Source organism: Streptomyces sp. NBC_01429, from assembly GCF_036231945.1.
In the GTDB taxonomy this organism is placed as follows: Bacteria; Actinomycetota; Actinomycetes; order Streptomycetales; family Streptomycetaceae; genus Streptomyces.
In genome coordinates, this window is the sequence record NZ_CP109599.1 from 4,876,302 (window position 1) to 4,888,239 (window position 11,938).

The following is an 11,938-nucleotide window of genomic DNA, read 5'->3' on the forward strand; positions in this document are numbered from 1 at the left end:
ACTACTTGATCACCTCGACCTTTTTGTCCCCGGCGAGCACCGTGGTGACGGAGGCCGTGGTGCCGGAGGCCGTGGTGGCGGAGGCTTCTCCGGCGACGGTGAGGGCGAGCGAGAGAAGGATCGCGGAGGCCAGGACGACCCTGACCGTCTGGCGCGTGCGAGGTTTCATCCGGTACTCCTTGGCTCCTGGGGCGGTGTCGACATCCTCATGATGCGTCAGGAAGCGGGGAGTTGGCGACGATTTCGGGTGAACCGCCCCTGAGCAGCAGGCCGTCGATGATCGCTCCGAGCTGCTCGGTGACGTCGTACGTGTCCGACAGCTCGTCCCGGCGGGGTGCCAGTTCGGTCAGGTGCGGCACCACCCCCGCCGCCCCGGCCACGGGGTACGCCCGTGCCTACGGCGTGGCGGCGCTGCTGCTGGTCGCGGCCTCGGCGGTCGCGGCGGCGCTGCTGCCACGGAAGCGGCCGGACCGCGCCCCGCGTCAGTCCGCCAGGAGCACGGCGGTGTCGAGCGACGGGTAGGGACCCGGCAGCGGAAGCGGGCGGCCCAGCTCGACTTCCACCTTGGTGGCGTAGTGCGCGGCGTCCCTGCCGCTCTCCGGTACCGGGTCGGAGAAGGCGTACGCCTTGGCCTCCTGGCGGTGGATGAGCACGTAGACGGGGATGCCCGCAGCCGCGTAGCTGCGGTACTTGGGGCCGGAATCCGTCTCGTGATTGCTGGAGGTGACCTCCCCGACCAGGGCGAGCAGGTCGATCGGGTACCAGCCCTTGTACGCCTTGCGGTACGCCTCATCCATATCGGTCGGGGTGCGGTGCATGACGTAGAAGTCGGGGATGGTGAGGGCGAGGGTGCGCTCGTTCCTGAGCCCGGTGCGGAAGCCGTTGCCGATGCCGGCCAGATCGATTCCCGCCGCACGGAGCTGGAACGAAAGTTCGAACGCGCCGTGGTTGTGACTGTGGTCCGGTTGCGGTGGCACGACCACCATCCCCTCGAAGTACTCGGGCCGAATCGGCGTCTCCGACGCCTCCTCGATCGCGATCAGTAGATCGATGGGGTCCTGGCTCGGCTTGGCCACCGGCTCCATGATGGGATCGGCGCTCATCGCAGTCCTCCCTGTCTCTGTTGCCAGGCTAGCCCGTCTCGGGTGCCCCGACCGGATGCTGGAGCAGACGCGCACATGCCCACAGCACTTTCGAAGAAATTCCCCCGAAGGGTGTCGTGCTGCTCCCGCGCCCTGGTGACTCCCCCCCCTGTGCCCCCTGTCGTACTGCCAGGCACTGGAGCCCCACACGTCACTCCCCCATCTCCTATCCTCGTGCGGACGCAATGCCTGGGGTTTGAGGGAGCATCCATGGACGGTTTGAATCCGGATGATCCGGGCTGGATCGGCAGCTACCGACTGCTCGGCAGACTCGGTGAGGGCGGCATGGGGCGGGTCTATCTGGCGCGTTCCGAGCGCGGCCGTACGGTCGCGGTCAAGGTCGTCCGGGAAGAACTGGCCCGCAAGCCCGACTTCAGGCGGCGCTTCACGCTGGAGGTGAACGCGGCGCGGCGGGTCGGCGGGGAGTGGACGGCGCCCGTGCTGGACGCCGATACGGACGCGCCGACGCCGTGGGTCGCCACCGGTTACGTCGCCGGGCCCTCGCTCACCGAGGTGGTGGACGTCCAGTACGGACCGCTGCCCCGGAAGTCCCTGCGCGCGCTGGCGATCGGGCTCATACGCGCGCTCCAGGCCATCCACGGCGCGGGACTCGTGCACCGCGATCTCAAGCCTTCGAACGTCCTGGTGACGATCGACGGGCCCCGCGTCATCGACTTCGGCATCGCGCGCACCCTCGACACGGCGGCGCAGTCCGGCGACGGACTCACCGGAACGGGCGCCCTCGTGGGGTCGCCGGGTTACATGTCGCCCGAGCAGGTGCGCGGGGAGCGGGTGTCGTTCGCGAGTGACGTCTTCTGCCTGGGCGCCGTACTGGCGTACACGGCGACGGGACGGCTGCCCTTCGGCACCGGCGAGGGCGGGATCCACTCGCTGCTCTTCCGGATCGCGGAGGAGGAGGCGGACCTCACGGGGATTCCCGAGCCCTGGGGAGAGCTGATCGCGTCCTGCCTCGCGAAGGACGCGGCCCAACGCCCTTCACTGGAGGCGCTGTTGGCGTCCATCGAGGGTGCGGCGGACGCGGACGGCGTGCCCGGCGCCGCTCCGGGCGCCGCGTCCGGTGGCGCGTGGCTGCCGGGCGAGGTGCTGGCGGCGCTGGGCAGGCACGCCGTGGGGCTCCTGGACAGTGAGGATCCGGAAGGCCACGTACTCGCCGGGAGCGCGACGAGGCCCGGGCCGGCGGCAGCAGCGACAGCGGCAGCGGGGGCGGGAGCCGTGCCCGTGGCGGGCTTCGGGCCGCCCCTCGCGTACGTCCCGTCGACGCCGCCCCCGTGGCACAGCCCTGCGCCGGGCGGCTTCCAGGCCCCGGCCCCCGCCGCGTACACCCCCTTCCCGCCGCCCGCCCGCTCGGCCCGAGCCCTCTCGGTGGCCCTGACCATCCTGCTCTGCCTGTTCGTACTGCCCCTGCTGCTGCGGGGCTTCGTCCTCGCTGTCGCCTACAGCCGTCTCGGGGCGCAGGACAGCATGTCTTCCCCCGACGCCATCGGGGACTTCGCGGACCTGAGGTTCGCGACGATGGCGTCCGAAGGTCTCAACATGCTGATGGGCGTGGTGGTGGCGACCATGTGGCTGTTCTGGTTCCAGCGCACGCGGTTCAACGCCGAGTCCTTCGCGCCGGGGCGCCTCCGCTACGCGTCGGGGCTGGCGTCCGGTTCCTGGTTCATCCCGATCGTCAACCTCTACATGCCCAAGCGGATCGCGGACGACATCTGGACGGCGACGACCGGCCGGCCGACGGGTGATCAGCGGTGGCGGCTGCACACCTGGTGGTGGCTCTGGCTCGGCTACCTCGTGGTGTCCGCGATCGACTCGATCAGCAGCTGGTACGACGGCACCTTCGTCGTCGAAGCCACGGACAGCATCGTCACCGCGCAGTTCAGTAACCTCCTCGGCATCGTCTCCACCGTGCTGGCCATCCTCTTCGTGACCCGGCTCACCACCCTCCAGCAGGCCCGCATCGCGGGCCATGCCCGGGGGCTGTCCTGGTAGACCCGCCGCATCCGCCGAGGACGTTCTGCCCGGGGCGCGTTCAGCCCGTGGCGACCACTTCCTCCAGGACCGAGCGGATCGGCACGGTGTCCCGCCCGAGCAGGTCCGTGAGCGTGGGCCCGGTGGCGGCGAACTCGCCGCGCCGGGACGCGTGGAACATGCCCAGCAGCAAGGCCGCATGATCCTCGGGCACGCCGTGCCCGACCAGGCCGGCCGTCCACTCGGCGTCGTCGGCGACGACCCGGCGGATGGTGCGTCCGGTCAGGTCGCCGAGGATGCCGGCGATGTCTTCCAGGTCGAGCGCGTCCGGCGCGGTCAGCGGCGGGGTCGCGCCGTCGAACCGGCCCTCGAACCGGCCCTCGAACCGGCCTTCGTCCGCGAGGATGACCGCCGTCGCCTCCGCGAGGTCGTCGTGTGCGGTCCACGACACCGGCCCGTCGGCCGGGGCGACCAGTTCACCGGTCCGGAGCGCCTGGCCGAGGAGGAGCGGGATGGTGCTCGCGTAGTACCCGTTGCGCAGGGCCGTGAACGGTGTGCCCGTCCCCGCGAGGTACCGCTCGGTGGCGGCGTGGTCGGGCATCGGGGCGAAGAGGGAGTCGGCGCTCGCGCCCTGGTGACTCGTGTACAGAACACGCTTGGCCCCGGCCGCTATGGCCGCGTCGGCGGCCGCCGTGTGATGAGCGATCGCGGCAGGGCCGGTGGTGTACGTCGAGACGACGAGCACATGGGTGGCGCCCTCGAACGCCTCGGAGAGGGAGTCGGGGTCCGCGAAGTCTCCGCGCCGTACCCGGACGCCGCGCGCGGCGAGGCCGGCGGCGCTGTCCGTGTTGCGCACGCTCACACCGATCCGGTCCGCGGGGATCCGATCGAGCAGCCGCTGAACGGTCCTGGAGCCGAGCTTGCCGTTCGCGCCGGTGACGATGATCATGTTCCACCTCGTGTTATCCCTGGAAACTCGACGATGCTATCGATGATAGAACATTGTTAGCGGTTATGCGTTATCGTTGGAACATGGTGGAGACACGACCCGGAGATATCGGCAGACGCGAGACGCGGGCGACGCTTGTGGAGGTCGCGGCGAGGCTCCTGAGCGAGCAGGGTGCGGCCGCCGTCACCACCCGGGCCGTCGCCCAGGCGGCGGGCGCGCAGGCACCGACGATCTACCGGTTGTTCGGGGACAAGGACGGCCTGCTCGACGCCGTCGCGGAACACGTCTTCGCCGCCCATGTCGCCGGTAAGAAGCGCGCCGAGGACAGCGGCGACCCGATCGAGGACCTTCGGGCGGGGTGGGACGTGCATGTCGGCTTCGGCCTGGCCAACCCGGCGCTGTTCGGCCTTCTCACGGATCCCGGCCGGGGCGCCCGTTCACCGGCTGTGGCCGCCGGCCTGGAGGTCCTGCGGGCTCGCGTGCGCCGCGTCGCGGCGACCGGCCGGCTCCGCGTCTCGGAGCGCCGCGCCGTCGAGCTGATTCACGCCGCCGGTACCGGTGCCGTGCTCGCCCTGCTCGCCATGGAGCCGCAGGACCGGGACCTCGGCCTCGGCGACGCGATGTACGAGGCGGTGACGCGGTCGATCCTGACCGAAGCGCCGACGCCCGCGCCCGTATCCGACTCCGTATCCGCGCCCGCGCCTGTATCCGCGCCCGCGCCCGCCCCCGGGTCCGGGGCCGCCGAGGACGGCACGGCCGCGGCCGCCGTCGCGTTCCGGACCGTCGTACCCCGGCTTCCGACGCTGACCGCCGTCGAGCGCGCGCTCATGTCCGAGTGGCTGGACCGGGCCATCGGCCGCTGAGCCCGCGCGCACTCAGCGGCCGGCGGCCCGGCTCAGCGCTTCTTCGCCAGTCCGTGCGCCGCCGCCCAGGCGTTCGCGACGTCCTCCGGGTCCTTCTTGTCCTTGTCGACCCGGCGGTTCAGCTCGGTGAGGTCCTCCGTCGTGAGCGCCCCGCCCAGCCGCGCCAGGGCCTTGCGGACCGTCGAGTCGGCCTTGCGGTCGGCTATCAGCGGGACGACGTGCTGGCCCGGCACGAGGTTCTTGGGGTCGGTGAGGACGACCCAGCCCTCGGCGGCGATGTCGGTGTCCGTGGTGAAGAGGTTGGCGACATCCACATCGCCCTTCTTCAGCGCGCCCTTGACCAGCGGCCCGGAGGAGTCGAGCGACTTGAACTCCTTGAACTCGACTCCGTACACCTCCTTGAGCCCGACGACCCCCACGACCCGCTTCTTCACCTCGGGCGCCGCCCCGATGACCAGCTTGCCGTTCTGCTTCTTCAGATCGGCGAGGGAGACGAGCCCGTATTTGGCGGCGGTCTCCCGGGTGACGGCGAAGGCGTCGGAGTCCTCGGCCCTGCCGTACGGGAGGATCTGGAGCCCGGCGGGCAGGGCGACGGCGAGGGCGTTCTGCATCTCGCCCTCCTCCGTGGCGGTGGCCTTCGGCGAGAGGTAGTGGAGCAGCGCGCCCTGGTACTCCGGGAGGAGGTCGATGTCGCCGCCCTTGAGGGCGGGGATGAGGATCTCGCGGGTCCCGAGGTTGGGGCGGACCTTCGTCTTCACGCCTGCCGCGCCGAGGACGGCGGCGTAGAGGTGGCCCAGGATCTGGTTCTCGGTGAAGTTGGCGGTGCCGATGGTGACGCCGCCCGCGCTGGAACCGCCGCCCGTGCCCCCGCCGCCGCCCTGGCCGTCCAGGGAGGTGATGCCGCCGCCGCACGCGGCGAGCACGGGTACGGAGGCGGTGGCCAGCAGGCCGCCGAGCAGCGCGCGGCGGGGGAGGGCGGAGTGCTTCGGTGAACTCGGTGCGTTCATGGCTTCGTCCTTGCTTCGGCTTTCCGGGCGGGCGTTACGGCGGTACGGCGGTACGGCGGCGATGCCGCGTTACGGCGGCGGTCGGCGGCGGCGCTCCGGCGGCGGCACGCGCTCACGCCGCCGCGCGGCGGTGGCGGAACAGAACGCGCTGGAGCCCCGAGAGCGCCAGGTCCAGCACGACCGCCACCACCGCGACCAGCACCGCGCCGCCCAGCACCTGCACCAGGTCGCGCTGCGCCAGCCCGTCGAAGACGTACCGGCCGAGCCCGCCGAAGCTGACGTACGCGGCGATGGTCGCCGTCGCCACCACCTGGATCAGCGCGAGCCGCAGCCCGGTCATGATCAGCGGGAGCGCGAGCGGGATCTCCACCCGCAGCAGCACCTGGTGGCCGCGCATGCCCTGGCCGCGCGCAGCGTCCTTGACCTCCGGGTCGACGGCGGTCATCCCGGCGTACGTGTTGGTCACGACGGACGGCACGGCCAGGGCGACCAGCGCCACGTACACCGGGGTCATCGACAGCCCGCCGGCCAGGAAGACCAGCACGACCAGTCCCACCGTCGGCAGCGCCCGGCCGAAGGAGGCCAGGTTGATCGCGACGAACGCGCCCCGGCCCGTATGGCCGATGAGCAGTCCGACGGGCAGCGCGATGGCGGCGGCGATGAGGGTCGCGAGCAGCGAGTACTGGAGATGTTCCGCGATGCGGTGGCCGATGCCGTCGGGGCCCGTCCACTGCTCGCCGGCGACCAGCCAGGAGCCGAGGTTCTTGAAGAGTTCGTACATGGCGGTCAGCCCTTCCCGCTCGTCCGGGGGCGCGTCGTCCGGGGGCGCGTCGTGCGGAGCCGCGTCGTCCGGGGGCGCCTCGTGCGGGGGCGCCTCGTCCAGGGGGTCAGCACGTACTGCACCGTCACCAGCAGCGCGTCCGCGACCAGCGCCAGCAGCAGGGTCAGGAAGATCCCGGCCACCACGGGGGTGGGGAAGTTGCGCTGGAAGCCGTCGGTGAACAGCTGGCCGAGCCCGCCGTCACCGATGTACGTGGCGACGCTGACCAGCGAGATCGACATGACGGTGGCGATCCGCACCCCCGCCATGATCACCGGCAGCGCGAGCGGCAGCTCGACGGTCAGCAGCGTGCGCAGCGGGCGCGTGCCCATCGCGACGGCGGCCTCGCGGGCCTTGGCGGGCACGGAGTCGAGACCCTCGACGGTGTTCCGCAGCAGGACGACGAGGGTGTAGATCGTCAGACCGATCACGGTCGTGGTCCTGGTCAGCCCCGAGACGGGCAGCAGGAGCACGAAGACCGCGATCGAGGGGATGGTGAACAGGACGTTCGACATCCCGAGGAGCAGCCCGCGCAGCGGGCGGACCCGGTGGGCGAGAACGGCCAGCGGGAGGGAGATCAGCAGGCCGAGGACGACGGCGGTCAGGGCGGCCTGGAGGTGGCTGAGGGTGAGCGTGGTGAGATCGCCCGCGTGATCGGAGATCCAGGACCAGTCGACGGTCATATCGCCCCACCGGGGGTGGCGGAGGCGGCCGGGGTTCCGGGATCGTCCTTCGGTGCCGTCTCCTGTGCGGTGGGCTCCGTCCGCGTCGCCTGCCGGTGCCTGCGGCCCGCGTGCTCGTGGATCGCCTCCCGCGAGGTGACCCCGGTGAGCACACCGTCGCCGTCGACCCTGGCTATCAGCCCGGTCGGCGAGGCGATCGACTCGTTCAGCGCCGCGAGCAGCGAGTCCGTGTCGCGCAGCGGGCGCACGGGGGAGGGCGGGCCGGCCGCCCCGGCGTCCGGGTCCAGCCAGCCCAGCGGCTCGTTCCGCGCGGAGACGACCAGATGCGGTCCGCTTCCCGGCCGGGGCGCCGGCGCGTCGTCCCGTACCGTCCGTACGGTCGTGGCCCGCTGGACGGGGACGTCCGCGAGCGTCGTCAGCGACAGCAGCTTCAACTCGCGCTCCGCGCCCAGGAAGTCCGCGACGAAGTCGTCGGCCGGGCGGGCCAGCAGCTCGGCGGGCGGCGCGCACTGCACCAGATGGCCGCCGGTACGGAAGACGGCGATGCGGTCACCGAGCCGTACCGCCTCGTCGATGTCGTGCGTGACGAACGCGATCGTCTTGTTCAGCTCCTGCTGGAGCCGGAGCAGCTCGTCCTGGAGCTGGATCCGGACGACCGGGTCGACCGCGCCGAACGGTTCGTCCATCAGCAGCACCGGCGGATCGGCGGCCAGCGCCCTGGCCACGCCGACGCGCTGCTGCTGGCCGCCGGAGAGCTGGTGCGGGTAGCGCTTGCCGGCCTCCGCCGTCAGCCCGACCGTCTCCAGCAGCTCGGCGGCCCGCGCGCGGGACTTCCGGCGGCCCCAGCCCAGCAGCAGCGGCACGGTCGCGATGTTGTCGAGGACCGTACGGTGCGGGAAGAGGCCCGACTGCTGGATCACGTACCCGATACCGCGCCGCAGTTCGGCGGCGTCCTGCTCGCGGATGTCCTTGCCGCCCAGCCGGATGGTGCCCGAGGTCGGGTCGACCATGCGGTTGATCATGCGCAGCGTGGTCGTCTTACCGCAGCCCGAGGAGCCGACGAGGACGGTGATACCGCCCTCCGGCATCTCCAGCGTGAGGTCGTGAACCGCCGTGGTGCCGTTGGGGAAGCGTTTGTTCACCGCGTCGAATTTGATCATCAGTAGTCCCTTGCCCGCGTCCCTTGCCTGGCTGCATATAGTCATGCAGAGTTCTCGGTAGCTGAATAGATTGTCAATGCCCCGAGGTAAATCACTGGTTACGGATGGCCCGGAGCAGAGCAGACCAGAGGAGGCGTTCGCACATGAAGTCGTCCCACAGGGCGGACCCGCCGGGCGTCGGCCGGGCCGGAACGCCTGATCGGGCCGCTCTTGTCGTACTGGACGGACAGAGCCTCCCGGTCGCCGACGTCGTACGCCTGGCCGAAGGCGCCGCTCGTCCCGTACCCGGGACCGACGCCATGAAGCGCGTCGAGCAGAGCTGGTACGTCGCCCGTGAGCTGGCCGCCTCGGGCCGGGTGTACGGGCGGTCCACCGGCGTCGGCGCCAACCGGGGCGAGGCCGTGCCCAGCGAGGCCGCCGACCACGGGCTGCGCCTGCTGCGCAGCCACGCCGGTGCCGTCGGCGCGCCACTGCCCGCCCGCGAGGTGCGCGCCATGCTCGCCGTACGGGCCAATCAGCTGCTCGCGGGCGGCGCCGGGCTGCGGCCCACCGTCGTCACTGCGCTGTGCGAGGCGCTGGAGTCGGGGGCGTACCCCCTGGTCCACGAGTTCGGCTCGGTCGGTACGGGCGACATCGCGGCGCTCGCGCAACTGGGCCTCGCGCTGGCGGGCGAGCACCCCTGGCTGGGTGGGTACGGCGATGGGGATGGAGGCGATGGGGATGGCGGCGGCCGGTCTTCCGGCCGGGGGGCCGGCCGGAGTCCCGCCCCTGGCCCTGACCGGAGTCCCGCCCGGGGGCCCGCCGCGCAGCCGCTCGACAACAACGACGCCCTCGCGCTGATCAGCAGCAACGCCCTGACGCTCGGTCAGGCCGCCCTCGCGCTGGACGAGTTGCGCCGCCTCCTCGTCGCCACCGAACTGGTGGCCGCGCTCTCCCTGCTGGCCGTGGACGGCTCCTACGAGGCGTACGCGGAACCCGTGCACGCCGCGCGCCCGCACCCGGGCTCGTACGCCGTCGCCGCCCGCATGCGGGGGCTCCTCGGCGCCCCCGAGCGGCCGGGGCCGCCCCTCGGCCGGATCCAGGACCCGTACGGCTTCCGCTGCGTCCCGCAGATACACGGCCCGGCGCGCGACGCCGCCGACGCGCTGGAGAGCGCCCTCGCCGTCGAGATCAACGCAGCCGCCGAGAACCCGCTGATCTTTCCGGGCACGGAGACGGACCCGATCCCCGCCGCGTACCACCACGGCGGCTTCTATCTGGCCCAGATCGCGCTGGCGCTGGACCACTTCAGGCTCTCCCTCGTCCAGACCGCGCGGCTCTCCACCTCCCGGCTCTCCGCCCTGAACGAGCCAGGTTTCACCCGGCTGCGCCCCTTCCTCGCCGACGCCGAGCCCGCCAGTTCCGGGGTGATGATCCTGGAGTACGCCGCCGGGGCGGCCCTGGGCGATCTGCGCGCGTACGCGGCGCCCGCCTCGCTCGGCCACGCGGTCCTGTCCCGGGGCGTGGAGGAGCAGGCCAGCTTCGCTTCGCTGGCCGCGCGCCAGACGCTGCGGCTCGCGGACGCGTACCGGCTGGTCGTCGGCTGCGAACTGGTCGCCGCCGTAAGGGCGTTGCGCCAGCGCGGACTGCGCCCGGAGCCCGGACTCCCGGTCGGCCGGGCCTTCGAACTGGCCGAGACCGTACTGGAGGAGGCGATCGTCGACCGGCCGTTGACCGATGATGTGACCACGGCCGCCGCGCTGCTCGACCGGTTCACGGAGCTGGCGAACGACGCGGAGTACGCCGCGATGTACGAGGCCGAATACGACGCGGGCCATGCCGCAGCCGCCGAACCCACCGACCGACACCCAAGGGGGATCGCATGAGCGACAGCCCTGCCGCCCGACTCCAGCAGCTCTTCGAGGGCCACCGGCTCACCCCCACCCAGCGCCGGATCGCCCACAGCATGGTCCGGCAGGCCGCCGACGCGCCGTTCCTGTCGAGCGTCGAACTCGCGGAGCTGGCCGGGGTCAGCCAGCCGTCCGTCACCCGCTTCGCGGTCGCGCTCGGCTTCGACGGCTACCCGGCGCTGCGCCGCCACCTGCGGGAGGTCGCGCCCGCAGGACCGGCCGACCCGGACTCCTCGTACAACGAGTACCAGCAGGCCGTACAGGGCGAGATCGAGAATCTGCGCCGGCTCTCCGAACTCCTCGCCGACCCGGCGCCCGTCGAACGCGCCGGCCGCCTCCTCGCCGCCTCCCGCCCGCTGCCGGTCCTCGGCCTGCGCGCCGCCTCCTCGCAGGCGCGCGGCTTCGCCTACTTCGCCGCGAAGGTCCACCCGGACGTACGGCTGCTGGACGAGGGCGGCACGCTGCTCGCCGACCGCATCGACGCGGCCCGGCACGCGGGCGCGAGTGCACTGCTCTGCTTCGCCCTGCCGCGCCATCCCAGGGAGGTCGTCGAGGCGCTGGAGTACGCGCGCTCGGCCGGCCTGACGGTGGTCACGGTCGCCGACTCGGCGTTCGCCCCGGTCGCCCGCCACAGCGACCTGCTGATCCCGGCGGCGGTCGGCACGGGCCTCGCCTTCGACACGGTGTGCGCGCCGATGCTGCTGGGGAGGGTGCTGCTGGAAGCCATGTGCGACGGGCTGCCCGACGCGCAGGCGCGGCTGGAGGAGTTCGACGCGAGGGCGAGCGCGCGGGGGCTCTTCGTGGAGTGAGGGGCGCGGGGGCGGAGGAGCGGAGGGCCGGCGGAGGGGGGAGGCGGTCGGAGCGGAGGGCCGGCGGGACGAACTCCGGCTGGTCCAGCAGGCGCAGGTGATACCAAGGACCGCGAGCGCGGCGCCGCCGTCTTCGGGCCCGCGTCCTGGCAGTCGTTCGTGGACGCACTCCGCGACGAGACCTTGACCGGCTGAAGCTCGCACTACTTGTGTGGGGTGGCCCGGCGCCGGTTCGGCGGCTGACCGTCCATTGTGTGCTGGGATTCATGCCCCGTTGGTCACTCGGAGTGGGTGGGGTGGGGCGGGTGTGACGGGGGAGGTGCTCAGTGGGCATGCAGGGGGAGGTCTTGTGTCCTGAGGACCGATAAGGGGGCTGGTTGGCACAGGAGACCTTTTGGGGAGGGCTAGAGACCCCAATGGCCGCCCGTGGGTGGGGGACAGCGGCGGGCACAGCGGCCCGGCTGCCCGAACGGCCCTCTCATGCCGATAGGGCAGCTCCTGGAGTGCTCCTGTGTCGGTAGCTCCGCCAAACGCATTCCCTGACACACAGCCTCCGGGGCAGGGCTTCAACGGCCCCCTTCCCGGTCGCCCGACACCCAGCAGCGGGTCACGAGTCCCCGTCGGCACCCT

At 72.2% G+C, this 11,938-nt stretch carries 12 protein-coding genes; 4 read left to right on the plus strand and 8 right to left on the minus strand.

Annotation, left to right across the window (positions count from 1 at the left end):
* Window position 1 precedes the first annotated feature (1 nt).
* The 3 genes from OG627_RS21480 to OG627_RS21490 all read right to left on the minus strand — a co-directional run bounded on the left by OG627_RS21480 (window position 2) and on the right by OG627_RS21490 (window position 1,103).
* Entirely contained in the window at window positions 2-169 is a 168-nt protein-coding gene (locus tag OG627_RS21480; RefSeq protein WP_329067475.1) for a hypothetical protein, read from the minus strand.
* 37 nt (window positions 170-206) lie between these two features.
* Window positions 207-380, minus strand: a complete 174-nt coding sequence (locus OG627_RS21485) for a hypothetical protein (RefSeq protein WP_329067477.1) — start codon at window positions 378-380, stop codon at window positions 207-209.
* Between the two features lie 102 nt (window positions 381-482).
* Window positions 483-1,103 (minus strand): Uma2 family endonuclease, encoded by a 621-nt coding sequence (locus OG627_RS21490; RefSeq protein WP_329067479.1) that lies wholly within the window; start codon window positions 1,101-1,103, stop codon window positions 483-485.
* Window positions 1,104-1,352: 249 nt separating this feature from the next.
* Between OG627_RS21490 and OG627_RS21495 the strand changes: the two genes are divergently transcribed.
* On the plus strand, window positions 1,353-3,149 hold the full coding sequence (locus tag OG627_RS21495; protein WP_329067481.1) for a protein kinase domain-containing protein: 1,797 nt from the start codon (window positions 1,353-1,355) through the stop codon (window positions 3,147-3,149).
* 40 nt (window positions 3,150-3,189) lie between these two features.
* Here OG627_RS21495 and OG627_RS21500 read toward each other — a convergent pair whose 3' ends face one another.
* Window positions 3,190-4,077, minus strand: a complete 888-nt coding sequence (locus tag OG627_RS21500; RefSeq protein WP_329067482.1) for an NAD(P)H-binding protein — start codon at window positions 4,075-4,077, stop codon at window positions 3,190-3,192.
* 83 nt (window positions 4,078-4,160) lie between these two features.
* Here OG627_RS21500 and OG627_RS21505 point away from each other — a divergent pair, with 83 nt between their 5' ends.
* On the plus strand, window positions 4,161-4,940 hold the full coding sequence (locus tag OG627_RS21505) for a TetR/AcrR family transcriptional regulator (RefSeq protein ID WP_329067484.1): 780 nt from the start codon (window positions 4,161-4,163) through the stop codon (window positions 4,938-4,940).
* A 32-nt stretch (window positions 4,941-4,972) separates the two neighbouring features.
* Here the strand turns inward: OG627_RS21505 and OG627_RS21510 are convergent, their stop codons facing one another.
* From OG627_RS21510 to OG627_RS21525, 4 genes are all read right to left on the minus strand, one after another.
* A complete protein-coding gene (locus OG627_RS21510; protein ID WP_329067486.1) occupies window positions 4,973-5,947 on the minus strand; it encodes an ABC transporter substrate-binding protein in 975 nt (324 codons plus the stop codon).
* Window positions 5,948-6,059: 112 nt separating this feature from the next.
* Entirely contained in the window at window positions 6,060-6,728 is a 669-nt protein-coding gene (locus OG627_RS21515) for an ABC transporter permease (protein ID WP_329067488.1), read from the minus strand.
* 5 nt (window positions 6,729-6,733) lie between these two features.
* A complete protein-coding gene (locus OG627_RS21520) occupies window positions 6,734-7,450 on the minus strand; it encodes an ABC transporter permease (RefSeq protein WP_329067490.1) in 717 nt (238 codons plus the stop codon).
* Complete coding sequence (locus OG627_RS21525; protein WP_329072856.1) at window positions 7,447-8,610, minus strand: ABC transporter ATP-binding protein; 1,164 nt, start codon at window positions 8,608-8,610, stop codon at window positions 7,447-7,449. The genes OG627_RS21520 and OG627_RS21525 overlap by 4 nt, the downstream gene beginning before the upstream one ends.
* Before the next feature lie 143 nt (window positions 8,611-8,753).
* Between OG627_RS21525 and OG627_RS21530 the strand changes: the two genes are divergently transcribed.
* Window positions 8,754-10,475, plus strand: a complete 1,722-nt coding sequence (locus OG627_RS21530; RefSeq protein WP_329067492.1) for an aromatic amino acid ammonia-lyase — start codon at window positions 8,754-8,756, stop codon at window positions 10,473-10,475.
* Complete coding sequence (locus OG627_RS21535; RefSeq protein WP_329067493.1) at window positions 10,472-11,308, plus strand: MurR/RpiR family transcriptional regulator; 837 nt, start codon at window positions 10,472-10,474, stop codon at window positions 11,306-11,308. Before OG627_RS21530 ends, OG627_RS21535 begins: the two co-directional genes overlap by 4 nt.
* Window positions 11,309-11,938 lie beyond the last annotated feature (630 nt).